Consider the following 25,113-nt stretch of genomic DNA (forward strand, 5'->3'; position numbering starts at 1 on the left):
AATAATTACTCACTACCTTGGTTGAATAAAAACTGCCCGATTAATTCTTCAAGTACAATGGCAGACTTAGTATCAGTAATTGAATCGCCATCACCTAGTGCTTTACTTTCCACACCAAACAAATCGTCAATTGCTTCATCTTGCTTGTTTTCAGTCACTGTTTCGCCTAAACAACGTTGTTTAGCCGAATCTGGAGAAATGACAGGGTGAATACCTAAGTACTGCTCACCTAAAATACCCGACGTTAAAATAGAGATTGAGCTTGTGTCTGAAAAACGACATAAATACTGTGCATCAATGGTCATGTTTACCACTGGTAAAAACTCTTGTGGGTGTACATAAATTGATTCAACACGACCAATTACAACACCACCTACTTTTACCGGCGCACGCGCTTTTAATGAGCCAATGTTTTCAAACTTGGCATTAAGCGTATATGTTTCGCCAGAGCCACTAATACCTGAATTGGCAACTTTAAGTGCGAGCATCGCAAAAGCTAAAATGCCAAGTGCTACAAAAAAACCAACTAAAATTTCTAATTTCCGTGAATTCATTATCTATACCCTATTAGCTGGTAAACATTACCGCTGTCAAAATAAAGTCAAAACCTAAAACTGCTAATGACGAATGAACAACCGTTTCGGTGGTTGCTTTGCTGATCCCTTCTGAGGTCGGCACACAGTCATATCCTTTATAAAGCGCAATCCAGGTCACCACTATGGCGAATACAAAACTCTTAATAATACCGTTTAGTATGTCTTGCTGAAACGACACTTGTGATTGCATGATTGACCAAAAACTACCTGTATCAACCCCCAGCCAATCTACGCCCACTAAATGAGCGCCTATGATTGCTACGGCTGAAAATATCAATGCAAGCAATGGCATGCTTATAAAACCCGCCCAAAAGCGCGGTGCAATAATACGTTTTAGCGGATCGATTGCCATCATCTCAAGTGATGAAAGTTGCTCTGTTGCTTTCATTAAGCCAATTTCAGCAGTCAATGCGCTACCTGCGCGTCCTGCAAATAGTAATGCAGTAACAACCGGGCCCAGTTCTCGCAATAAACTCAGAGCCACTAACGGCCCTAAACTATCCTCAGCGCCATAACCAACTAATACTGTGTAACCTTGTAGAGCCAACACCATGCCGATAAACAAACCCGACACCATAATAATCAGTAACGATTGCGAACCCACCATATAAAGTTGGCGAACAAGTAACGGTGTGCCTTTTTTAAAATTAGGAACATGCGCAAGCGCACTAAACAGCATATAAGCCGAACGGCCAAGAGCCGCAAAACGTCCTAGCGTTTTATGCCCTAGCTTTTGAAATAAATCCAACATTATGCTTTTTCTCCAAGTAGTTCGTCTGCATAAGCTTGAGCCGGAAAATGAAATGGTACTGGACCATCCGACAAGCCTTTTAAAAACTGTTGAACTAAAGGAGATTCATGATTGCGCATTTCATCAGGAGTACCACAACCAATTACACCTTGATCGGCGATAATTATAACGTGATCGGCAATACTCATTACCTCTGTCACATCGTGTGTCACAATTAAAGACGATAAACTCAATACTTCGTTAAGCGACTTAATTAGCTTAACCAATACGCCCATCGAAATAGGATCTTGTCCTGCAAATGGTTCATCGTACATGATTAGCTCTGGATCAAGTGCTATAGCGCGCGCAAGTGCAGCACGTCTTGCCATACCGCCCGATAACTCAGAGGGCATTAAATCTTTAGCGCCACGTAGCCCAACCGCTTGCAATTTCATTAATACAACTAATCGGATAAGGTCTTCACTTAGCTTTGTGTGCTCTCTTATAGGAAACGCAATATTGTCAAATACCGACATATCAGTAAACAGCGCACCACTTTGAAAAAGCATGCTCATTTTAGTACGTGCTTCGTATAACTCTTTACGAGACATTTTAGGAATGCTGCCACCTTCAAATAAAATATCACCTGAATCTGGTTTAAGCTGACCACCAATTAAACGCAACATAGTGGTTTTGCCAATTCCGCTTGGCCCCATGATCGCAGTAATTTTACCTTTAGGAACGCTAAAACTCATATTTTTATATATAGTTCTATTGCCTCTCGAAAAGCTAACATCCTTGACTTCTACTATTGATTGCGACAAGTCGCTCTCCATAAAAATGTTCACTAGTGCACCTATTTTAAAGCTTTTTTGTCAAAGATGGAAAAAACAATTCGTAAGATTTTGTAATACACCCATAAAAAGGATTATAAGACTCGCTCAAAACAGCTTAACCCCGGCTTAAATTTTTAAATTAGCTGTTTAAAAGCAGCATTGTTACGTAGTTGACCTTACTCTTTTATTTATACTTTCATCTTGGCTTTTGTTACTATTCGCGCCATCCGTATTTTGTATAACTGGCTTAACACAATGGTTACCTCGTTTGTTATTTTAATTCTTGGTTTTGCAGCTCTTGTTTGGAGTGCAGACAGGTTTGTTTATGGCGCTGCGGCTCTTGCTAAAAACTTTGGTGTACCTACACTTATTGTTGGTTTAACCGTGGTAGCTATGGGCTCTTCAGCACCCGAAATGATGGTTTCAGCCTCTGCCGCTCTGGCTAACAAAACCGACACAGCGGTTGGCAATGCTGTTGGCTCTAATATTACAAACATTTTACTTGTGTTAGGTATCACTGCTCTATTTCGCCCTCTTTCAGTTTCATCAAGTACATTAAAACGTGAAATGCCATTAGTGATGCTCGTATCTTTAGCTACTTGGTATGTGTTCTCAGATAACTACTTTTCATTTAATGAAGGTGTTGCACTTTTGGTTGGCTTTATCGTATTCATCGGTGGGTTAATTATTGTATCTATGCGTGCAAAAAACCAAGATGATCCATTTGTGTCAGAAGCCTGCGACGATGTACCAAACGATGTACCTACGAAAAAAGCGGTATTTTGGTTAGTTGTCGGCATGATACTCCTACCTGTTAGTTCTCATTTTTTAATAGGTTCGGCTGTCGATATTGCTAAATACTTCGGCTTAAGCGACTTAGTCATTGGCTTAACAATTATTGCCATCGGTACTAGTTTGCCTGAACTTGCCGCTTCGGTTGCAGGTGTACTTAAAAATGAAGATGATTTAGCACTAGGTAATATTGTTGGCTCAAACATATTTAATATTCTAGCGGTATTACCACTTGCCGGTATTATTAACCCTTCAGCCATTGACCCATCATTAGTAAGCCGAGACGTATTAATTATGATTGGCGCAACACTTGCTCTTATTATTATGTCATTGAACTTTAGAGGCACCCAACGTATCAATAGAGTAGAAGGCGGCTTATTGCTAATAGCGTTTTTGGGTTACCAAGGGTATATTTTTAGTCAAGTAGGGTAAATGATGGCAACGCTAAATTTTATTGAACAAGGCCTTCGCGTTTTAGATGTTGAACGCCAAGCACTTAGTGATATTGCACAATATGTAGATGAAAATTTTCATAACGCGTGCCAATTAATGTACGACTGCGAAGGCCGTATTATTGTCATTGGTATGGGTAAATCAGGTCATATTGGCAATAAAATAGCGGCAACCCTTGCAAGCACTGGCAGTCCAGCATTTTTTGTTCACCCTGGTGAAGCAAGCCATGGTGATTTAGGTATGATCACTAAAAATGACGTGGTTATGCTTATTTCTAATTCAGGGGAGACCAGCGAAGTTTTAAATATCATTCCGGTTTTAAAACGACTTGGTGCCAAAATGATATCGATGACTGGCAATACGCAATCAACCATGGCGACCCTTGCTAATGTACATGTGTGTATTAAAGTAGAAAAAGAAGCCTGTTCATTGGGTCTAGCTCCTACATCAAGTACCACTGCAACGCTTGCGATGGGCGATGCCATGGCAGTTGCATTATTAGAAGCTCGCGGGTTTACAGCTGATGACTTCGCGCTATCTCACCCAGGTGGTAGTTTAGGCAAGCGCTTATTACTTACTTTAAAAGATGTTATGCACAGCGGCGCAAATACACCTATTATTAGCGTTTCACAAACAGTTAAAGACGCCCTCATTGAAATGTCTGCTAAAGGTTTAGGTATGACAGCCATTGTTGATGAAAATCAGCAGCTCGTGGGATTATTTACCGATGGCGATTTGCGTCGTATTTTAGAGCAAAGAATTGATATTCATACAACACAAATAGATGTTGTTATGACTAAGTCATGTACTACGGCTACACAAGATATTTTAGCCGCTGAAGCGCTTAACATTATGGAACACAAACGTATAAATGGCTTAATCGTCGTCAATGAGAAAAACCAACCTATTGGCGCATTAAACATGCAAGACCTATTAAAAGCAGGAGTATTATAAATGCAATTTGAAGAACTCTATCAACCGCTGAGCGATGATGCAAAAGCACGCGCTAAAAAAGTAAAACTACTTATATGCGATATTGATGGTGTATTTTCTGATGGCCGTATTTATCTTGGTAATCAAGGTGAAGAGCTAAAAGCATTTAATACAAAAGATGGTTTTGGCATTAAAGCGCTTATAAACAGTGGCTTTGAAGTGGCTGTAATTACTGGTCGTCATTCACAAATAGTGCAACAACGTATGAGCAGCTTAACCGTACAGCATATTTATCAAGGCCAAGAAAATAAGCTCATTGCCTATCAAGAATTAAAAGACAAACTCAACCTTAGCGATGAACAAATTGCTTATATCGGTGATGATGGTCCTGACATGCCCGTTATGGAATTAGTCGGCTTTGCTGTTGCAGTAAATGATGCCCATCCACTTATTAAACGTTTATCACACTATGTAACGCAAATGCCTGGCGGCTTTGGTGCAGTAAGAGAGCTCACCGACTTACTTATGCTTGAAAATGGTAAAGCATTGACTACACAAGGCACTAGTTCATGAATGCAGCGCGCATAATATTAAGCGTTTTATTCATTAGCTGTATGGTTTGGCTTTGGTACCCTTATTTTACACAAACAAATATTGTGCCTCAGACTGAGCCTGAAGTTATTGCCAAGCCTGATTACATAGCCATTGAACTCAAACAAACAGCCTATGACGAACAAGGTAAAATTAGCCACAAAGTAACTGCGGCTAAAATGGAGCTATATCAACAATTAGGTTTTACGTTTTTTGAAAAACCTATTTTTACTTTATATAACGAAAAGCAAACGTGGCAAATAAATGCAGACGAAGCAACATTATACGAAGACAAACAATTAATTTTAGAAGGCAATGTGGTTGCCAAAAACTTAACCGATAACGCCATGATAGACAAAATCAATGCTGATAATATTCAGGTAGATATAAAGCTATTAACAATGCGTTCGGAGCAACCCGTTATCATCACTGGACCCAATTTAAAAATCACTGGTAAAGGCCTAGAAGCCGACTTAAAAACCGAAGTGATAAAACTAATTAACCATACGCGAACCATATATTATGACCAATAAAATATTAAAATCACTTATTATTCCTACACTTATACTAGCGTTTAATAGTAGTGCTGCAGAGCAAAACACGCAACCGACTGCAAATCAAATTTCAATAAGCGCCGATAAGCAAGAAGGTCAATTAAAAGCTAATGTCGGGATTTTTGAGAAAAACGTTGAAATTATTCACGGTAACCGCCGTATCACAGCCGACCGCTTAGAAGTACATAAACGCGATGAACTTGGTGATAATAAACAATTATTAATTGCTACAGGTAGCCCTGCGCACTTTGAAGAAAAGCAATCAGATGGCACGACTATGAGCGCCAGTGCTGACGAAGTGCGTTATGATGTATCTAAGCGTTTTTTAACGCTTGTTGGTAATGCACAAGTATCGCAAGCGGGACAAAAAATAAATGCTAAAAGCATTACCTACGATATAGAGCAGCAGCTAATCAGTGCCGAAAAAGATGAAAACTCAACTGACCGCGTTCACACAATTTTAGTACCAATCGAGACTAAAAAAAGTAAAAAAAGCGACAAAGGTCAACCATGAGCACATTAAAAGCAGAGCTATTAGCAAAGAGCTATAAAGGCCGTGAAGTTGTAAAAAACGTCGGCCTTGAAGTCAAAGCTGGCAGTATTGTTGGCTTACTTGGCCCTAACGGCGCAGGTAAAACCACCACGTTTTATATGATAGTAGGACTTGTACCTAGCGACAAAGGTAAAATATCGATAGACGATAACGATATTACTCTTTTACCTATGCATAGTCGTGCTAGATTAGGCATTGGCTACTTACCGCAAGAGTCTTCAATATTCAGAAAGCTGACTGTTTATCAAAACTTAATGGCCATTTTAGAAACGCGCAAAGAGTTAAATAAACAAGCTAGAGAAGACACTCTCGATAAATTATTAGATGAATTTAGCATACAACACATTCGTGATAGCCAAGGTATGGCATTGTCGGGTGGCGAACGTCGTCGTGTTGAAATAGCACGTGCGCTGGCAGCAGATCCTAAATTTATATTACTGGATGAACCATTTGCAGGTGTTGACCCGATTTCGGTATTAGATATAAAGAAAATAATAGAACATCTTAAAAATCGTGGGATTGGTGTATTAATTACCGATCATAACGTAAGAGAAACCCTTGATGTTTGTGAAAAAGCCTACATTGTTTCTCATGGGGAGCTGATTGCATCAGGTACTCCAGAACACGTATTAAATGATAAAACAGTACGCGATGTTTACTTAGGCGAGCAATTTAGGCTGTAACATTTACGCCATGTCTTTAAGCATCTGCTAGTATTAATTATAACAACATAAAAGGATTGTTAGAGATACATGAGGCAATCACTACAGCTGCGCATGGGCCAGCAACTTACAATGACTCCACAGCTGCAACAAGCTATTCGTTTGTTGCAACTCAGTACATTGGATCTCCAGCAAGAAATACAAGAAGCTCTCGACAGCAACCCGCTATTAGAGGTTGAAGAAGCAGACTATTCAGAAGACGCTGCAGGTAAAAACGAGCAAAAAGCAGATACAGATGACATAACTGTTAGCGCATCTGCCGATGATGCTCCAAGCGAATACGAACAAGATAGTGGTGAAGCACTTGCAAAAGACACGCTAAGTGACGACATGGCTATGGATGTTAGTTGGGATGAGTACATGAGTGCCGCTCCAGCAGCATCATCGGGTCCGATGCCTGAAGACGAATCAATATACCAAGGCGCCTCTACTGAAACGCTCCATGAGTATCTAATGTGGCAGTTACAACTAACGCCATTTAGCCCTACAGACGAAGCTATTGCTATTGCTATTGTAGAAGCCGTCGATGATTCAGGTATTTTAACACTAAGCTGCGAAGAGATTTTAGAAAGCTTTAATCAAGAAAACGAAGATGATAACGAAGTCGAACTTGATGAAATTGAAGCTGTATTAAAACGCATCCAACTGTTTGATCCAGTAGGCATTGCTGCACGTAGCTTACAAGAGTGTTTGTGTATTCAGCTTAACCAGTTTGATAAAGAAACACCTTACATTAATGAAACAAAAATGATTTTAACCGAGCATATTGATTTATTAGCTGCTCGTGACTATCGTACATTAATGAAGAAAACTAAGCTCAAAGAAGAAGAGCTTAAAGAAGTAATGACATTAATACATACTCTTAGCCCTAAACCTGCAGATACTATTGTAAGAGAAGAATCTGAGTATGTTATTCCTGATGTGTCAGTTAAAAAAATTAAAGGCCGCTGGGTTGTTGAGTTAAACCCAGATAGCATGCCTAAAATTCGTGTTAATAGCCAATACGCTGCAATGTCTCGCACTGTAAAATCCAGTGGTGACAGCCAGTTTATTCGCTCGCATTTACAAGAAGCTAAATGGTTTATTAAAAGCTTAGAAAGTAGAAACGACACGCTATTAAAAGTAACAAATTGTATTGTTAAGCAACAACAAGGCTTTTTTGAACACGGTCCTGAAGCCATGAAACCAATGGTTTTAAATGATGTTGCTGAAATGGTAGAAATGCACGAATCAACAATTTCGCGCGTAACAACCCAAAAGTATATGCACACACCCCGTGGTATATTTGAGCTTAAATACTTTTTCTCAAGCCATGTAAGCACCGAAAACGGTGGTGAATGTTCATCTACAGCAATCCGTGCGCTTATCCGAAAATTAATCGCAGCAGAAAACTCAGCAAAACCATTGAGTGATAGCAAAATAGCGGATATATTGGCTGAGCAAGGAATTAAAGTAGCGAGACGTACAATCGCAAAATACCGCGAATCTCTGGCTATTCCACCGTCAAATCAGCGTAAAAGTTTGATTTAAGACGCAAAAAAAAGAGGGTAATGCTTATGCAACTAAACTTAACTGGTCGTCACGTAGAATTAACCGATTCACTAAGAGACTATATTAATACCAAATTTGCGAAGCTAGAAAGACACTCTGATCATATTAATAATGTTCATGTCATTCTCGATGTAGAAAAATTAAATCAAAAAGCAGAAGCCACCATACACGTAAGCGGTGCTGAGCTATTTGCCTCTACAGAACATCAAGATATGTATGCCGCCATTGACTCGTTGATCGACAAGCTCGATCGACAAGTAATTAAACACAAAGAGAAGCTTGCTCGACACTAATATGATGAAATTAAGCTCACTTATATGCCAGGACTGCAGCAAAGCTGCGGTCCTTTTTAATAGCAAAAAAAGAATTTTAGAGTTCATTAGCGAACTTGCCCACGACAAACTTCCGTATTTACCGCAACAAGATATTCTTAATGCTTTAATGAGCAGAGAAAAATTGGGTAGTACAGGTATAGGGCGTGGCATTGCCATTCCTCATGGAAGAATGAGCGGTGCAGAAGAGCCTTTGGCTTTAGTACTCGTTAGCGAAACTCCAATAAATTTTGATGCGATCGATAATCGCCCTGTTGATATTTTCGTCGCACTCATCGTACCAGATGGCGATAACCAGCAGCACTTAAAGACTCTAGCAACCATTGCTGATAAACTAAACAACAAAGATTTTTGTAAACAGTTACGCAGTGCAAAATCAGATACTGAGCTTTACCAAGTTATTGTCAATCAATCATAGTTTTATAAAGGGTGTTAAATGGAGTTAATTATCATAAGCGGCCGTTCTGGTTCTGGAAAGTCGGTTGCTTTACGCGTTGTAGAAGATTTAGGTTATTATTGCGTAGATAATATTCCAGTTAACTTGCTTCCTTCATTAGTTCGCAGTGTGTCTGATAGCTACGATAAAATTGCTGTTAGCATTGATGTGCGTAACATCCCTAAACAACAAGATGAATTTAACGATATTCTTGAATACTTGCCTGGCTTTGCAAAACCTACGTTATTTTATTTAGATAGCGACGATCAAACATTGATCAAACGTTTTTCTGAAACTCGTAGATTACACCCACTATCAATTGACTCGTTGCCTCTTGATTTAGCCATCAAAAAAGAAAAAGAATTACTTGATGTATTAATCACCCGCGCCGACTTTATGATAGACACGACTGATTTGAGTGTTCATCAACTTGCTGAATCTATTCGTGAAAAGATTTTAGGTAAAAAAGATAAGCAACTGATTGTCACGTTTGAATCGTTTGGTTTTAAATACGGTATACCAAAAGAAGCAGATTACGTATTTGATGCACGCTTTTTACCAAATCCACATTGGGAACCTGAATTAAAACCTTTAAATGGGTTAGATCAACCTGTTAAAGATTATTTGGCCAATCACAGCATAGTGCAAAAATTCACATGGCAAATTCAAACATTTGTACAAACATGGTTACCGCACTTAGAGCGAAATAACCGCAGTTATTTAACCATTGCTATTGGGTGTACAGGCGGACAACATCGCTCTGTATATTTAGCGCAAACTATCGGTGAAAGTTTTGCAATGACACATCCCAATGTTAAAATTCGCCATCGCGAACAAGAAAAATAATATAGCTGAATAATCACCTGTTCAGCTTAGGTAGAGTAAGTTATGCATTGTGAAGACACTTTTTTAATAAAAAACAAATTAGGATTGCACGCCAGAGCAGCCACCGTGCTTGCCCAATTAGCAGTGCAGTTTGATGCGACAATTACATTATTTCAAGATGACAAAGAAGCTGCAGGCGATAGCGTACTTGCATTAATGTTACTTGAAAGTAGCCAAGGCAAAGAAGTAAAAGTTGTATGTAAAGGCCCCGATTCTGAGCAAGCTTTACATGCTGTTGGAGAATTAATAGCACAACGTTTTAATGAACAAGAATAAACAGTTATAAAAATAATGCTCGCATTACTAATGCCCCAACTAAAACAGATATATAAAATAAATACGGTTAGTGACGCCAGTTAACTCACCTCTCCCCATAAAGTAATATAAAAATTTATAAAGGACGCCAATGCCTGAAGCTTTTGAACAAGATTACCCACTACAGCAACTAAAACAGGTGACTAAGTCACTCAATAGTGGTCAATTTGTTCAAGTTAGGCGCATGCTCGCAAAAACAGCTCCTTGTGATACCGCATTATTATTAGAATCATCACCACATAAAATTCGCCGACTCCTTTGGCAGTTGGTTGATCCTGATGTGCAAGGCGATGTTCTTGAAGAACTATCTGAAGATGTTCGTTTAGGCATTATTGCCCAAATGGAACCTAAGCACATTGCAGCCGCAACAGAAGATATGGGCCACGATGACTTAGGTGAAGTATTACGTAGTCTGCCGGACACCGTTTATAAAGACGTTGTTAGCGCGATGGACATTCAAGACCGTGAACGTGCAACACAAGCACTTTCGTATCAAGAGCGTTCTGCTGGCGCGCTAATGAACACCGATACGGTGACCATTCGCCCTGATGTTACGCTCGATGTTGTACTTAGATATATTAGGCTACGTGGCGAGTTACCAGAAGGTACCGATGACTTGTACGTTGTTGATAAGCATAACTGCTTTATAGGCGCTTTATCGCTGAGTACATTATTAACTAACCCGCCAGAAAAGATTGTTCGCGATTTAATGGATGAAGATTGTGAATCCATTCCAATCTCAATGGATGAAAGTGAAGTCGCGCAATTATTTGAACGTCATAATTGGATATCGGCCCCCGTAGTCGATGATAACGATCAGCTCCTTGGTCGTGTCACGATCGATGACATCGTTGACGTAATCCGAGAAGATGCTGAGCATAGTTTATTGGGCTTAGCCGGTCTTGATGATGAAGAAGATACCTTTGCGCCAGTACTAAAAAGCTCTAAAAAACGCTCAGTTTGGTTAGGTGTCAACTTACTAACTGCACTTGCAGCTGCTTTTGTAGCTAGCTTTTTTGAAGGCACTTTAGATGTGCTCCCTATTTTAGCTGTGCTTAACGGTATTGTCCCTTCTATGGGTGGTGTTGCAGGTAGCCAATCATTAACGCTTGTTATTCGTGGTATTGCGGTAGGTCATATAAATCAAACTAACCAACGTTTCTTGATGATGAAAGAGCTTGCTATTGGCGCGTTAAACGGTGTTTTGTGGTCGTTGTTAATAGCAGGTGTTATTGCCCTATGGCAGTGGGACTTTATGCTTGGTGGCGTACTCGCCTTCGCTATGTTTATGAACTTAGTGGTGGCCGGTGTTGCTGGTGCGAGTATCCCTATTATTCTTAAAAAGATGAATATAGATCCCGCTCTTGCAGGTAGTGTAGTTTTAACTACAATTACAGACATTGTGGGTATATTCGCCTTTTTAGGTACTGCTACTTGGTTGCTGGTTTAAATTAGAAACTTTTGCAAATAACTAAAGTAAAAAACACTTAGGGTAAAGCTGCAACTATGACAACGGGTACCAAAAATAAAAAAGACACACCTAAAAAAACGCCAAAACAAAAAGGCCTATCAATATTAAAAAGTGTGTTGATATATGGTTTCATATTTTTCGTAATTTATAACGCTGTCAATTGGTGGCGACAACCTGTTATGCCAGCAAATCCTCAATTACAATTAATAGATTATAAAGGGCAAAACATTGATTTGTCAGCAATGAGCCAAGATAAACCAACACTTGTCTATTTTTGGGGAACTTGGTGCCCTATTTGTAGTATTACCTCCCCTGCCATAAACGAACTCGCAAACGAGAATAACTACCCTGTCGTGAGCATCGCAATAAAATCAGGCTCGGATCAAAAACTACATGAGTATCTAAATGATCATGGCTACAGTTTTACCACTGTCAACGATCAACACGGTGAGATATTTGCCGATTGGCAAGGGCAAGTCACGCCATCTTATATAATCTTAAAAGATAATAAAATGACGCAAGGGCTAACAGGCATTCAGCCGTTATGGTCACTTAAATTACGTTTGTGGTTATCATCAACGTTTTAAGAAAAACTAACTGCAAGTATATAGGCACTAAATATGTGCTATCTCAAGAGGGGTTTCTAAAAGCTTGCTCTTTATCACCTACAATAATATAGATAATAAAGAGCAAGGTTTACTTAATTTACGCATTAAAAGGGTTTAAAAACCCTTAGCGTAATTAAACTAATCTACTAGGGCGTGTTGATCTTTGTGGATTGAAATTTGTTCAATCTAGGGGCGATTAAATCGCGGCGCGAGGTTTGTAACCTAGTGGGCTAAGTAAAAACCGAGCAACAAAGAGTTAATCGTCCCTAGAAAGAACCCAAAGGGCAGCGCATGTTTGGTATTTATGCTGCGTTATCGCCTATTCATGGGGAATAACCACACTACATAGGCTCCGCCTTGCCTAAAAACCAAACATACTGCTGCAAATTCACCCACCAAAGATCAACACGCCCTAGTTATTAATAGATTGAATCACTAACGTGTACTTTGACGATTACCGCCTACTTTTGGTTTAGTGTTTGCCTTTTTAAATTGGCTAAAGCCGGTATGTCGCGTTAGTGCAGGACGTCCGCCTTTACTGCCACCTTTACCTGCTTTTTCATCACGCCCTTCTTCAGGCACTAAACAGTTAGGCCCTTTACCAATTAAATTAGCTTTACCCATTTTACGCAGTGCTTCACGTATCATCGGCCAACCTGCTGCATCATGGTAACGTAAAATAGCTTTATGTAATCTACGTTGGCGAGCACCTTTAGGTACTGGAACAACTTCTGTATTGTTTTTTATATTCCGTAAAGAGTTCATTTCAGTGTGGTAAATAGTCGTCGCATTAGCCATCGGTGATGGGTAAAAATTTTGTACCTGATCAAGCTTAAAGTCGTTTGATTTAAGCCATAAAGCCATGTTTACCATATCTTCATCTTTTGTCCCTGGGTGAGCAGATATAAAGTAAGGAATTAAATACTGCTTTTTACCGGCTTCTTTAGAGTACTTATCAAATAATTCTTTAAATTGATCGTACGCCCCCATACCTGGTTTCATCATTTTTGATAATGGACCATCTTCTGTATGCTCTGGCGCTATTTTTAAGTAGCCACCTACATGATGCGTTACTAATTCTTTAACGTAACGCGGGTCGCGTACAGCTAAGTCGTAACGAACACCGGAAGCAATCAATACCTTTTTGATACCCTTAACTTCACGTGCTTTTTTGTATAAGTCTATTGTTGGCGTATGATCTGTATCCATATGCTTACAAATTTCAGGATACACACATGATAAACGTCTACAGGTACTTTCTGCCTTTTTGCTAGTACAACGCAGTTTATACATATTTGCCGTTGGGCCACCTAAGTCAGAGATAACACCAGTAAAACCGGGTACCTTATCTCTAATCTGTTCAATTTCTTCAATAATTGATTCTTGCGAACGGCTTTGAATAATACGCCCTTCATGCTCCGTAATTGAGCAAAACGAACAACCTCCAAAACAGCCGCGCATAATATTAACTGACGTTTTTATCATGTCGTAAGCAGGAATTTTAGAGTCGCCGTAACTTGGGTGAGGAATACGCTGGTACGGTAAACCAAATACAGCATCCATTTCATGTGTTTCTAATGGATATGCTGGCGGGTTAACCCAAATAGAGCGTTCGCCATGTCGTTGAAACAGCGCTCTTGCACAACCAGGGTTTGTTTCTTGATGTAAAATACGCGAAGCATGGGCATATAAAGGTTTGTTAACACTTACTTGCTCATAAGCAGGTAACTTAACATAGGTTTTTTCCCACGGCTTAGGTCGCGCAGGCTGAACCATAATTGGTTTTGCAGCTTCTGCTTTTAAATCTATACCGGCTTGTTTAAATTCAGATTTACTACAGCCAACATCATCAGCGCCGTATGGATTTGGAATAGGGTCGATTTTACCAATTTTATCTATAGCGGTGGAGTCACTTCCACGCCAACCTGGTAAAGGTTCTTTTCTGATAACAGCCGTGCCGCGAATATCTTGAATAGTGTCCATTGTTTCACCCGCAGCAATACGATGTGCAACTTCAACTAACGGACGCTCTGCGTTACCGTAAATTAAAATATCAGCTTTTGCATCAAACAAAATACTACGACGTACTTTTTCTTGCCAATAGTCGTAATGAGCTATACGACGAAGGCTCGCTTCAATACCGCCAATAACAATTGGGATACCTTTGTATGCTTCACGGCATTTTTGCGAGTAAATCATTACGGCGCGATCTGGACGTTTACCACCTACGTTATCTGGCGTGTAAGCATCATCGTGGCGCATACGCTTTTCAGCTGTATAGCGGTTAATCATCGAATCCATGTTGCCAGCTGTTACACCAAAAAATAAATTCGGTCTGCCTAGTTCCATAAATGCATCTTTAGAGTCCCATGCTGGCTGGGCGATAATACCTACTCTAAAACCTTGCGCTTCAAGTACACGGCCAATTACCGCCATACCAAAACTAGGATGATCAACGTACGCGTCGCCACTAATTATTATTATGTCGCAGCTATCCCAGCCAAGTGCATCCATTTCTTCACGTGTAGTTGGTAAAAATGGCGCGGTGCCATAACATTCAGCCCAGTATTTAGGGTATGAAAATAAGGCGCGCTTAGCTTTGAGTGTGCTCATAATTGTGGCCGTAGAATAACAAAAGGCGCGAATTATACCCTACTAAATTGTTTATATATACAAAGTAGTCAAAGCATATCGCGCCTTAAATTCTAAATCGTTCATTAGCTTAAATAATAAGTTAATCTTTTTAGCGTTTATTTATAAATTCTATTAATTCATTTTCAGGCATGGGTTTAGCATACATAAAACCTTGTACTTCATCGCATCCTAAATTTTTTAAGAACTGGGCTTGCTCTTGTGTTTCGACCCCTTCAGCAATCGTTTTTAAGCCCAACTTAGCACCAAGAGATATAACTAAGGCAGCAATAGCGCCAGTGTCATCATTTGGTAAATCTTTAATAAATGCACGATCTATTTTCAACCGATCCAAAGGTAAACTTTGAATGTAACTCAGCGACGAAAAACCAGTACCAAAGTCATCAATAGCAACTTCCATTCCGAGTTCTTTTAGCTCGCTTAGTGTACTAATAACCGTTTCCAGCTCATCCATTACTACGCTCTCGGTGATTTCTAATTCTATGTTTTTTGGCTTAACACCATATTTTAACAATGTATTTTTAACAGTTTGCGCATAACCTTTTACTTTAAACTGTGGAACAGACACATTAACTGCAATACAAATTTCTGTGCCCATATTTTCTAGGCGCTTTTGCTGTTGGCAAGCTTGTTCTAATACCCACTGCCCTATATCAACAATTAAGCCCGCATCCTCTGCAAGTGGCACAAACACAGCCGGCGATATATACACGCCATCACTTGCCGGCCAGCGTAATAATGCCTCACATCCAATTAGCGATAAGTCATCTAGTGCAAGTTGAGGTTGGTACCATACCTCTAATTTATTTCGAGCAAAGTCATGACGTAACTGCCTAATAATCCCTATCCGCCAAGCCATCTTATCTTGCATATCAATATTGTAATAAACGCCTTCTTTATGTTTTGCTTTTTTAGCTTGGTCAAGTGCAATATAAGCAACTTTCAGTGTATCAATACCGCTACTTTGAAAGTCTTGTTGTTGGCATAAGCCCACTCTAAAATCGATAGGGAGTAAATGTTCTTCTGCGTAAAATGAAATACCTAATTGCTCATTCAACTTTTTTAAGTCAAATTCGTCTTGGCGAATAATAAAACCAAAAACATCAGCGCCAATACGTGATAGTAATTTAGCTGTTGGGTAATTTTCTCTTAACCTTTGCACAATGCCAATTAATACTTTATTGCCGACCTCTTGCCCTAAGCCATTATTAATATCTGCAAAATTAACTACATCAAGTAATACAAATACATGATCGTTCACGTGTGGCTTTTGATAACTCACCACCCGCTCAATAAAGTTAGTACGATTTGAAATACCAGTAAGCACATCTTTATAAGCAGCATCTCTTAACTTTACAAATAACCTTATGTTATCAAGTGCTACACTTACATTAGTTAAGAAAATTTCAGCAAATTGTAGCTGTGCTTGTAAGGGAATGTGGTCGCACTCTATATATAAAGCCGCTTTTCGATGCTTACTTTTTAATATAAATGTTGAACTTGAGTCTATGTGTTGGTGCTTTGACAAACCAAAACACGACTCAACTTGTTCAAATACTTTGCTATCAACATTAATTAATTTTTTACCAAAATAGCTTTCGTAATGCCCGCAACCACCTAAGACTTGAATAAAGTCATCGCCATCTAACTTACTGCAAACAAGCCCTCTAGGTGAACATTTTAAAATAATACTCATGTGCTTAATAATTTCTTTGCATAATTGCTTAACATCAGTAAGTCCTAAAATAGACTTTGATGCTGAAACAATCGTGTTCATTGCATCACTTTGATATTCAAGCTGACATACCTGCTCGTATGAGCGAATAGCGGTTATAAGCGAAGTTACTAACTTAGAACGAGTCAGCTCTGTTTTCGTTTTATAGTCATTTATGTCGTATTCTCGTATTACTTTTTCTTCTGGTGTAATACCTGCTTGCCCTGTTCTTAAAATAATTCTTACATGTTGATTATTTAATTCGTCACGCACCCTTTTTACAACCTGCAAACCGGCATCGTCAGTTTCCATAACAACGTCTAAAAAAATAACCGAAATATTTTTATTTTTAGCTAGCACTTCTATTGCTTCTGCACCCGAATAAGCATCGTGAAATCGCAAGCCAGCCCCTAAAAACTCAACGCCAGACAAAGCTAATTTTGTTACAGAATGAATCTCAGGTTCGTCATCAACAATTAAAATATCCCAAAACTTAGTCTGCTCAACAACAGCATCGTCTTCAAAATCTTGTTCAAAAAATAAAAAATCGTTTTGATCTGACGACATTCGCTCTCCTAAGTAGCAATCAATAAATTATTTTTGGTTTATAATCTAATTCATACTATAGTCGATTAATAAAAAGTTGTTGTATTTCAACTTGAAAAACTAATAAAAGGTGTGCTTATTAAACCATTAAAAATATTAATCAAATGCGTACTGTTATTACTATTAGTATTGGCACTGGTAGGGCTAATACTGCCTCAAAGTTATAGTGTAAATAAAACAATCGAAATTAATGCCAATCTTAAAGTAATAAAGCCGCTTATCACCGACTTTAGCCAATGGCAAAAATGGTCTCCATGGGAAAAAGTAGACCCCAGCATACGTTTTACTTTGGGCGAACCCAGTTCTGGCCTAGGGGCTCATCAGTCTTGGAAAGGAAAATGGGGATATGGTGAAATGATCATAACTTCGGTAAGCCAAAATAAAGTCAGCTTCAACATACTTTTAAATGCTGAACATATTATTAGAGGCACTTTTAACCTTAGCGAGCAAAACGGTATAGTTACGTTAATATGTAATATTAAAGGTCAAACAACTGCTCCTTTAATATCTGGTTACACTGCAATTTTAAGCGAGTACGTACTCAGTAATACAGTTTCACTGGGTTTAAATAACCTTCAAACTGTTGCACAGCTTAGTGATCCACAAAGGATAATGCACAGTCATGACAGTCAAAACAGCACAGGCGAGAATTAATCTTGCCAACATCATCGAATCCTTACTTGGTTACCCTATAACAAAAGTAGGTAGTAACGGTGTACTACCCACTAACGAGCAAAGTTACGATATTAAGGGCCAAATTAAGCCGCTTTATCATATTAACAGTGAAAACTCTGTTTTAGCTCGCGCTCAAAAGCGCCAAGATTTATTACTTATTAAACAACAACAAAATATAGAATCAATTTTAGCAATGGCTATGGGGTTTTGCCCTGATGTAGCAAGTAGTAAACAGCCCGATGTTGATTGGGTAGAGCATTTTATAGCTCTGTGTGAAGATACTTCTAATGAATCAATGCAAATTTTATGGGCAAAAATTTTAACAGGAGAAACACTCAATCCTGGTACGTTTTCAATTAAAAGCCTACAAACTTTAAAGCATATGACACAGCGAGAAGCAGACTCTTTGCAAAAATGTGTGTCGCTCTCAGGCTATAACGAAAAAGACGACAGCCACTTTATATTACTCGGCTTTTACAAAAAACCATCGTTGTTTGATTTGCTACGAAAAGGCAATAAAGTATCTTTAAATTTAGGAAAAACGGGTATTAGCTTTCCTGATATTTTAACGCTCATGGATCTTAATTTACTGTATAGAAAAGAAATTGAATCTGCAGTGCTTAAAGCGGGGCAAGAACTTACCCTTTCATTTTTATCGCAAAAAGTAACGTTAAAAGCAAAGAGTAGTGATTTGGTATTAAGCTATTACAAATTTACTCAAACAGGTGATGAGCTATCTAAACTCATTAATTTCCCTGTCAATAAGGTCTATAAGCAGTTGATTAATAATGCGCTAGAGGGAGAGTTTGATTTAGCGTGGCACGCAATAAAATAATATGCCACGCTTCATTTAATTAGAAAGTACTAATTAAAAATGAACCTGAATACCCGCAAATGGGCCAGATGCATCAATATCAGTAGTAATATCATCTACATCATCAAGTTCTAATACCATAGAGCGGTAACCTGCTTTAACAGCAACATCTACTGCCAAGTTATCAATAAGTTCCCACGCTACACCTACTTGGTAATCTTGTACTTTACTGTCGTCAATAGCCAAAAAGCTACCTTCAAAAAATACACTTAAACCAGTAAATGGTAAGCCAGCTTCGGCACGGCCGTATGCAAGAGGAACAAAACCAGAGAAGTCTTTGGTTTCGGTAAAGTTAGTACCACCATTTTGGGTAGTACCACTTACAACAATATCACCGTCAAACTGTTTAGCATTTAAACCTAGGTCTATTGAAATTAAGTCATTATCAAAAATTTCATAATAAAAAATATAATCAATATGCGTTAAATCACTTACCGTATTTACAGTAGAACCAACAACATAATCAGAACCATTAAAGCTAAATGTATCTGTAAGCAGCGCAGAACCATTTAACTCAAGCTCTGTATACTTTAATTTGATATTTGGTACTAACGGCACTGGGTGCTCAAGCGCCGCGTAATAACTTACAAAAGTCTCATCTTCAAAATTAAAATCTTGAGATGCATTATTTTTATAAGAAAATTGGCCATCGTTATCTGACTTCCATCCATCAACACCTACGTATAAACCTAGTAGAGTGTCAGCTTGCGCTGCCGGTGCTAAACATGCCATTGAAAGGGCTGCTGCTAAACAATACTTTTTCATTTTTTATCCTTGAGCTAGTAGTTCGCTAAGTTCGATTAAAGCCGCATTGGCTCTAGAAATATAATTTGCCATAACTAAAGAGTGGTTAGCAACATAGCCAAAACCATTCCCGTTTAAAATAAGTGGGCTCCATACTGTTTCTTGAGTTGCCTCAAGTTCACGTATGATTTGCTGAACGCTTACACGTGCATTTTTCTTTTCAAGTACATCATTAAAGTCATACTCTATCGCTTGTAAAAAGTGTAGTAACGCCCAAGTAGCACCGCGCGACTCGTAAAACACGTCGTCGATTTCTAACCACGGCGTTCTTACTTGTTGCTGCAGTGGAGCAAGGGTTGCTTGTTTATTAGATGAATTACCTGCTAAATCGGTATTCACTTTTTCTTGGCCTACGCTTGCGCTTAAACGCTGGCTTAAACTACCTAAACGTTTTTCAGCTTCTTTAAGCCAACTACGTAAGTTATCTGCTCGTGCATAAAATTGACTATCACGCTCATGCTCGTTAGCAATTTGTCCACGATATACCATTAAGTAGTCAATACCTTTTTGGTACTCACCTTCAGCACTTGGCCATGCCCATGCTTCAGAGCTTATATTAAACTGTGGCTGCGCCTTTTTAAGTGCTTCATGTTCCGTAGACTGTGATTGTGAACGGCTAAAATCTTTTCGCATAGAAAGCGATAAATCACGTACCATTTCTAGTGCGCCATATTCCCACGCCGGCATATCATCCATAATAATACTTGGTGGTATTACATCATTTGATAAGTAGCCACCGGGTTTATCTAGTAAGGTATTTGCTACTGTAATTAATGTAGAAGTCGTTACATAACCCGTAACTATTTTTTCATTACGAAGCTGCGCTTGCTCTTTGGCGTTTGCAACAACATCAAAACGTGAAGGCTCAGTGCTCCAGTAAACAGCAATTGCGTAAAATATGATAAGCAGTAAAACAACTATTCCTGCTATTTTTCCTTTGTGTTGCGACATGTGTACTCCTAGTGATGAGCGTGTTGAGTAGATGGTTTTGACTGCGTAGCTTGCGCTTCAAGCGACACGACTTGAGCATTAGTGAACAAGCGATTACCGTCACTAAAATATAGCGTGAGTTTGCGTTCTTGCCCTACTTTTAATGGCTCTTGTGGTTCAAATACCATTAAATGATAACCGCCAGGTTGAAAACTGACACTTTCGTGCGCTTTAATTTCAACTGATTCAACTTGTTGCATTTTCATCATGCCGTCTACATGTGAATGCTCGTGTATTTCAACACGCCCTAAGCCATCAATAGTTGCCTTAGTTAAAGTTGCTGCGGCTCCACTGTGATTTATTAGCGTTAAATAACCTACAGTTGAAGTACTGCCAGGTAAAAACTCTCTAACTTGCGCGTTAGTTACTTCGAGCACAGCCACATCAGAACCATGATCGTGCCCTGAGTGCGCCGCCAACGATGACGAAAAAAAACTAAATATTAATGCAGAAGCCATCGAAAAACATAGTTTCATCATCATTCTTATCCTTATGAAAACTTTAAATTACAGGCTAAATTTAACATAGTTAACCTATAATAGTCAGTCAAATTAAGGATTAAGAGGCTACTTTTTTGTTATCGGCAACAAGCCAACACAACACTGCAACAAATAGTAACGGCCATGCAATCATTATAGATCCGAATAAAAGCGCTAAAACAGTCCCTGCTAATGCCACTACACCCGCACCAACTAATCCCATAGTAATTAAAGCCACTACAGCAACTACAGCAACAATTGCGGCCAAAGCACCTACAAGCTCAAGCCCAGCCCAGCTAATATCAGCAATCCATAACGGCAACTGCCAAGAATCAATCTGCACAAACGTTATTAAATCAGTAAACAGTAATAAATAGATAATTACACATACTGCCAAAGCTTTCATAGTAATTCTCCTTATACTAACCGGCTTATATATGAGGTCGATTTAATGATAAGAAAATTTCGCTATAACTAGGCAAAAATTTTTATATCTAGTTGTTCTAAATAAAAATTTTTAACAACGTTATAGAGTGATTTAATTCGTTAAATTGTTCAAATATTTATGCCTATTGGTATTAATACTCTTTATTTTCAAGGCAGCAATGCGCTATAAAATAACCAAGTGCAATTGCAAACGGAAAACTCAAAAACAACAAAATAGTAACTACGCGTGTTGCCCATACAGGAAAGTCCAATCTATGAGCTAAACCACTACAAACACCCGATATTTTTTTATTTAGAGTATCTTTATACCAACCTCGTTGACGATTAAAGCTGTTCATAGCAATCTCCTAAGCAGTTTGTTTTAAATTAGTATTTAAGTTCGCTTTTAAGCGAGCCAGTTCAGCATCAATTTTTTCATTTTTAACTAACGACTCAATTTGGGCACTCGTAGAGCTTGCTGTATCAGTCAGCTCATAAGCCTCTACTTGAGCTTCAATACCTTCAACACGCTGCTCTATTTGTTCAAAACGAGACAACGCATGAGCTACTTTATCGCTTTGTAGTTGCGTACTGATCCGCCCTCTAGCAATAGCAACATTATGACGCTGCATTAACTGAGCTTGCTTAGTTTTAGCCATAGCCATTTTTTGCTGCAGACGCTCACAATCAACCTTAATTTTTGCAATAGACTCTTGCAGTGTTTCTAGTTGAGTTTGCTTATTTTCAATGCTTTCGTTAACGCGCTGCTTTTCAAGTAAGGCAGACTTAGCAAGGTCATCACTGCCCTTCTCAACCGCACGTTCTGCTTTAACTTGCCAAGCTGCTAATTCTGTTTTTTTAGTATCAATTTGGCGATTAATTATTTTCTCTTCACACAATAAAGCGGCTGCTGTACTACGGCACTCATTCAACGCATCTTGCATCTCGGTAAGCATCAAGTTTAAAAGTTTTTCTGGGTCTTCAGCTTTATCAAGCATAGCGACAATGTTTGATTGAATTACATCATTTACGCGGTTAAATATTCCCATGGTATTCTCCTGTTGATTTTTAATTAATTTCAACAAGAAGATTCCAAGAGTTGTGCCAAGTTCATCAAAACAAAAATAAAACATTTAAAATCATAGTGATAAACAATAAGCACTCTAGTTTTTAGTGACTTCCAGCTGAACAGCATAGAGTGTAATTGGCCAATAAATTATGCTTTTGACTAATATTTAGGATCAAAAAAGCCACTCGAAAGTGGCTTAAATTTAGAACTTTTAAAGCTTAGCTTTATTCTGGTACAAAGCTTAATGCTTTATCCATTACCGATAAATCAGCTTGCTTACCATGACCACTTTCAGAAAGGTGGCGTCTAAAACCTCGTGCACCAGGCTGCCCCTGAAAAATACCGAGCATGTGACGTGCAATATGCCAAAAATTAGCACCCAAACGCATTTCTTCTTCAATGTAGCTGTACATTGAGCGCACTACGTCGTGGCGTGATTGTGTGTTTGCAGCATCACCATAAATTTTCTCATCAACGTCATTGAGCATAAATGGGTTACTGTAAGCTTCACGCCCAATCATTACACCATCAATATGTTGTAGATGTTCTAGGCTCTGCTCAATTGTTTTAACGCCGCCATTTAGGCTTAAGTCTAGCTGCGGATAATCTTTTTTAAGTTGATAAACACGTGGGTAATCAAGCGGTGGGACTTCACGATTTTCTTTCGGGCTTAAACCATTAAGCCATGCTTTACGAGCATGAATAATAAAATCATCACATCCTACTTTATGAGACGCTTCAATAAGCGCACATAAAAACTCATACGAATCTTGCTCATCAATACCAATACGCGTTTTAACAGTTACAGGAATACTTACTTCGTTTTTCATTGCTGCAACACAGTCCGCAACTAATTGAGGCTCAGCCATTAAGCATGCGCCAAATCGACCATTTTGAACTCTGTCTGACGGGCAACCTACATTTAAATTTATTTCGTCATAACCACGCTCACCTGCGAGCTTTGCACATTGCGCAAGCGCTTTAGGATCAGAGCCACCAAGTTGCAGTGCAACTGGGCCTTCGTGTTTATTAAAATGTAAGTAGTCGCCTCGACCAAATAAAATAGCCCCTGTGGTTATCATTTCAGTATAAAGCACAGTATGTTTAGTCATTTTGCGATGAAAAGTACGACAATGGCGATCAGTCCAATCAAGCATTGGTGCCACAGAAAAGCGTCTATCCAAAGTACATTTATTCAAAGCAAACCTCAGGGTATTAAAGTTATTAAGCACAGCTTAAAAGGCGCTGCATTTTACACAAAAGCCTGGCAGGCATCAATGTTAAGAGAATACCTGCAAGCCAAAATAATGGGCTATGCCATTTAAAATATTGGTAACCGCAACCGAGCTTAAAATAAGCCCCATAATTCTACTTATTATACTTGCACCACTATCACCAATTAATTTATGTACATGCGTTGCAAGCAGTAACAAAACCAGTACAACCGCTAATACAGCAAGCATCATTGAAGACGTTAGTAATTGCTCAACCCAGGTATATTCTTCATTACGAGTCATTAATACGGCGCCTAACATAGCGCCAGGGCTCGCGATAGACGGAATCGCAAGCGGAAAAATAGCGGTTTCAGTGCTGTCGCGTACACTTTTAATCTCGGCTTCAGGCTTACTTTCACCAAATATCATTGAAAGCGCAAAAATAAGTAATATGATACCGCCGGCTATTTGAAAAGCCGAAAGTGGAATTTCAATTGCGTTAAGTAATTGCTCACCTGCGAGTACAAAAAATAAGAGCACTAATGCAGATACGCCTACCGCTTTAAATATAACTTTACGTTTAAATTTCTCATCATCACCACGTGTGACTGCAATAAATACAGGTACAGTGCCAATGGGGTCAATAACCGCAAAAAAGAAAATAAATATAGCCAATAGTTCGTGCATTACTGGGTTTCCTAGGTAAAAAGCGCTTAATAAAAACGCTGCAACTACAACACAGTATGTTAGTATATCACGGTAGCATAAGGATAAGAGTAATGATGAATATAGAATCACTCGTAAGTAAAGCAAAACAAGTTTGTGACAACCGTGGTGCGCGTTTTACGCCTATCCGCGAGAAGGTATTTCGTCTATTAGCCAGTGCACAAGGTGGTGTTGGTGCATACGATTTGCTTGAGCAATTAAAAGTAACTGAAACAGGTGCTAAACCTGCAACTATTTATCGTGCATTAGACTTTTTAGCTGAACTAGGTTTTATTCATAAAATTGAAAGCACAAATGCATTTATGCTGTGCCATCATTTTGATCATATTCACCCGGTACAATTATTAATTTGCGATACATGTGGCTTTGTTAAAGAATTACACTCGAGTGTAATTTCGCATGAGCTTAATAATCTAGCTGCCGAAGGTGGCTTTGTCGTATCAGGGCAAACAATAGAAGCACATGGTAAATGTGAATCTTGCAGAGCATCATAATCCTTCAAAGTTATCCTTAGTGACTATACTCA

The 25,113-nt window shown here is 38.8% G+C and carries 29 protein-coding genes; 16 read left to right on the plus strand and 13 right to left on the minus strand.

Annotated elements, in window-relative coordinates:
- Positions 1 to 5 precede the first annotated feature (5 nt).
- From mlaD to GQR38_RS05145, 3 genes are read right to left on the minus strand one after another with little or no spacing between them, the layout of a single operon-like run.
- A complete protein-coding gene (gene mlaD / locus GQR38_RS05135; protein ID WP_002957950.1) occupies positions 6 to 554 on the minus strand; it encodes an outer membrane lipid asymmetry maintenance protein MlaD in 549 nt (182 codons plus the stop codon).
- 13 nt (positions 555 to 567) lie between these two features.
- Entirely contained in the window at positions 568 to 1,347 is a 780-nt protein-coding gene (gene mlaE / locus GQR38_RS05140) for a lipid asymmetry maintenance ABC transporter permease subunit MlaE (RefSeq protein WP_002957949.1), read from the minus strand.
- On the minus strand, positions 1,347 to 2,162 hold the full coding sequence (locus GQR38_RS05145; protein ID WP_076916424.1) for an ATP-binding cassette domain-containing protein: 816 nt from the start codon (positions 2,160 to 2,162) through the stop codon (positions 1,347 to 1,349). The genes mlaE and GQR38_RS05145 overlap by 1 nt, the downstream gene beginning before the upstream one ends.
- A gap of 255 nt (positions 2,163 to 2,417) precedes the next feature.
- Between GQR38_RS05145 and GQR38_RS05150 the strand changes: the two genes are divergently transcribed.
- The 13 genes from GQR38_RS05150 (at position 2,418) to GQR38_RS05210 (ending at position 12,337) form a co-directional block, all read left to right on the plus strand.
- Positions 2,418 to 3,386, plus strand: a complete 969-nt coding sequence (locus GQR38_RS05150) for a calcium/sodium antiporter (protein WP_024607453.1) — start codon at positions 2,418 to 2,420, stop codon at positions 3,384 to 3,386.
- A 3-nt stretch (positions 3,387 to 3,389) separates the two neighbouring features.
- On the plus strand, positions 3,390 to 4,361 hold the full coding sequence (locus GQR38_RS05155; protein ID WP_024607452.1) for a KpsF/GutQ family sugar-phosphate isomerase: 972 nt from the start codon (positions 3,390 to 3,392) through the stop codon (positions 4,359 to 4,361).
- Positions 4,362 to 4,913 (plus strand): 3-deoxy-manno-octulosonate-8-phosphatase KdsC, encoded by a 552-nt coding sequence (gene kdsC / locus GQR38_RS05160; RefSeq protein ID WP_007580311.1) that lies wholly within the window; start codon positions 4,362 to 4,364, stop codon positions 4,911 to 4,913.
- Entirely contained in the window at positions 4,910 to 5,464 is a 555-nt protein-coding gene (gene lptC / locus GQR38_RS05165; protein WP_007580308.1) for an LPS export ABC transporter periplasmic protein LptC, read from the plus strand. Before kdsC ends, lptC begins: the two co-directional genes overlap by 4 nt.
- Positions 5,454 to 5,999 carry a lipopolysaccharide transport periplasmic protein LptA gene (gene lptA / locus GQR38_RS05170; protein WP_007580307.1) on the plus strand — a complete coding sequence of 182 codons (546 nt, stop codon included), beginning with the start codon at positions 5,454 to 5,456 and terminating at the stop codon, positions 5,997 to 5,999. Before lptC ends, lptA begins: the two co-directional genes overlap by 11 nt.
- Positions 5,996 to 6,721: an LPS export ABC transporter ATP-binding protein gene (gene lptB / locus GQR38_RS05175; protein WP_007580304.1), complete on the plus strand. Its 726-nt coding sequence runs from the start codon at positions 5,996 to 5,998 to the stop codon at positions 6,719 to 6,721. Before lptA ends, lptB begins: the two co-directional genes overlap by 4 nt.
- Before the next feature lie 69 nt (positions 6,722 to 6,790).
- Positions 6,791 to 8,290, plus strand: a complete 1,500-nt coding sequence (locus GQR38_RS05180; RefSeq protein WP_007580303.1) for an RNA polymerase factor sigma-54 — start codon at positions 6,791 to 6,793, stop codon at positions 8,288 to 8,290.
- Positions 8,291 to 8,316: 26 nt separating this feature from the next.
- Entirely contained in the window at positions 8,317 to 8,604 is a 288-nt protein-coding gene (gene hpf / locus GQR38_RS05185; protein ID WP_007580301.1) for a ribosome hibernation promoting factor, read from the plus strand.
- 4 nt (positions 8,605 to 8,608) lie between these two features.
- The gene (gene ptsN, locus GQR38_RS05190) at positions 8,609 to 9,061 is read left to right on the plus strand and encodes a PTS IIA-like nitrogen regulatory protein PtsN (RefSeq protein ID WP_024590190.1); all 453 of its coding nucleotides are present in this window, start codon (positions 8,609 to 8,611) and stop codon (positions 9,059 to 9,061) included.
- 18 nt (positions 9,062 to 9,079) lie between these two features.
- Positions 9,080 to 9,925 (plus strand): RNase adapter RapZ, encoded by an 846-nt coding sequence (gene rapZ, locus GQR38_RS05195; protein ID WP_010554269.1) that lies wholly within the window; start codon positions 9,080 to 9,082, stop codon positions 9,923 to 9,925.
- 42 nt (positions 9,926 to 9,967) lie between these two features.
- On the plus strand, positions 9,968 to 10,240 hold the full coding sequence (locus GQR38_RS05200) for an HPr family phosphocarrier protein (protein ID WP_002957937.1): 273 nt from the start codon (positions 9,968 to 9,970) through the stop codon (positions 10,238 to 10,240).
- A 130-nt stretch (positions 10,241 to 10,370) separates the two neighbouring features.
- A complete protein-coding gene (gene mgtE / locus GQR38_RS05205) occupies positions 10,371 to 11,729 on the plus strand; it encodes a magnesium transporter (RefSeq protein WP_007580297.1) in 1,359 nt (452 codons plus the stop codon).
- 56 nt (positions 11,730 to 11,785) lie between these two features.
- Positions 11,786 to 12,337 (plus strand): protein disulfide oxidoreductase, encoded by a 552-nt coding sequence (locus tag GQR38_RS05210; RefSeq protein ID WP_165721143.1) that lies wholly within the window; start codon positions 11,786 to 11,788, stop codon positions 12,335 to 12,337.
- A 456-nt stretch (positions 12,338 to 12,793) separates the two neighbouring features.
- Here GQR38_RS05210 and GQR38_RS05215 read toward each other — a convergent pair whose 3' ends face one another.
- Together GQR38_RS05215 and GQR38_RS05220 are read right to left on the minus strand one after the other, a co-directional pair.
- A complete protein-coding gene (locus GQR38_RS05215) occupies positions 12,794 to 14,971 on the minus strand; it encodes a YgiQ family radical SAM protein (protein ID WP_165721144.1) in 2,178 nt (725 codons plus the stop codon).
- Positions 14,972 to 15,101: 130 nt separating this feature from the next.
- Positions 15,102 to 17,291 carry an EAL domain-containing protein gene (locus tag GQR38_RS05220; RefSeq protein WP_165721145.1) on the minus strand — a complete coding sequence of 730 codons (2,190 nt, stop codon included), beginning with the start codon at positions 17,289 to 17,291 and terminating at the stop codon, positions 15,102 to 15,104.
- A gap of 111 nt (positions 17,292 to 17,402) precedes the next feature.
- Here GQR38_RS05220 and GQR38_RS05225 point away from each other — a divergent pair, with 111 nt between their 5' ends.
- Entirely contained in the window at positions 17,403 to 17,984 is a 582-nt protein-coding gene (locus tag GQR38_RS05225; RefSeq protein WP_007580289.1) for an SRPBCC family protein, read from the plus strand.
- Entirely contained in the window at positions 17,953 to 18,840 is an 888-nt protein-coding gene (locus GQR38_RS05230; RefSeq protein ID WP_024594005.1) for a TIGR03899 family protein, read from the plus strand. The genes GQR38_RS05225 and GQR38_RS05230 overlap by 32 nt, the downstream gene beginning before the upstream one ends.
- A gap of 33 nt (positions 18,841 to 18,873) precedes the next feature.
- On the opposite strand, the gene GQR38_RS05235 is transcribed toward GQR38_RS05230, so the two are convergent.
- From GQR38_RS05235 to GQR38_RS05270, 8 genes are all read right to left on the minus strand, one after another.
- Entirely contained in the window at positions 18,874 to 19,644 is a 771-nt protein-coding gene (locus GQR38_RS05235; protein WP_007580285.1) for a TIGR04219 family outer membrane beta-barrel protein, read from the minus strand.
- 3 nt (positions 19,645 to 19,647) lie between these two features.
- Positions 19,648 to 20,634 carry a DUF2333 family protein gene (locus GQR38_RS05240; RefSeq protein ID WP_010554262.1) on the minus strand — a complete coding sequence of 329 codons (987 nt, stop codon included), beginning with the start codon at positions 20,632 to 20,634 and terminating at the stop codon, positions 19,648 to 19,650.
- Between the two features lie 8 nt (positions 20,635 to 20,642).
- Positions 20,643 to 21,152 carry a copper chaperone PCu(A)C gene (locus GQR38_RS05245; RefSeq protein WP_165721260.1) on the minus strand — a complete coding sequence of 170 codons (510 nt, stop codon included), beginning with the start codon at positions 21,150 to 21,152 and terminating at the stop codon, positions 20,643 to 20,645.
- A 79-nt stretch (positions 21,153 to 21,231) separates the two neighbouring features.
- Complete coding sequence (locus GQR38_RS05250) at positions 21,232 to 21,558, minus strand: hypothetical protein (RefSeq protein ID WP_010554260.1); 327 nt, start codon at positions 21,556 to 21,558, stop codon at positions 21,232 to 21,234.
- Positions 21,559 to 21,730: 172 nt separating this feature from the next.
- The gene (locus tag GQR38_RS05255; protein WP_008172691.1) at positions 21,731 to 21,937 is read right to left on the minus strand and encodes a PspC domain-containing protein; all 207 of its coding nucleotides are present in this window, start codon (positions 21,935 to 21,937) and stop codon (positions 21,731 to 21,733) included.
- 9 nt (positions 21,938 to 21,946) lie between these two features.
- Entirely contained in the window at positions 21,947 to 22,627 is a 681-nt protein-coding gene (locus tag GQR38_RS05260; RefSeq protein WP_165721146.1) for a PspA/IM30 family protein, read from the minus strand.
- A 244-nt stretch (positions 22,628 to 22,871) separates the two neighbouring features.
- Positions 22,872 to 23,804, minus strand: a complete 933-nt coding sequence (gene dusA, locus GQR38_RS05265; protein ID WP_024594008.1) for a tRNA dihydrouridine(20/20a) synthase DusA — start codon at positions 23,802 to 23,804, stop codon at positions 22,872 to 22,874.
- 123 nt (positions 23,805 to 23,927) lie between these two features.
- The gene (locus GQR38_RS05270; protein ID WP_024589771.1) at positions 23,928 to 24,548 is read right to left on the minus strand and encodes a MarC family protein; all 621 of its coding nucleotides are present in this window, start codon (positions 24,546 to 24,548) and stop codon (positions 23,928 to 23,930) included.
- 95 nt (positions 24,549 to 24,643) lie between these two features.
- Here GQR38_RS05270 and GQR38_RS05275 point away from each other — a divergent pair, with 95 nt between their 5' ends.
- A complete protein-coding gene (locus GQR38_RS05275) occupies positions 24,644 to 25,081 on the plus strand; it encodes a transcriptional repressor (protein WP_007580267.1) in 438 nt (145 codons plus the stop codon).
- Positions 25,082 to 25,113: the final 32 nt, after the last annotated feature.

The organism is Pseudoalteromonas sp. c7(2019) (assembly GCF_011378625.1).
Lineage (GTDB): Bacteria > Pseudomonadota > Gammaproteobacteria > Enterobacterales > Alteromonadaceae > Pseudoalteromonas > Pseudoalteromonas arctica.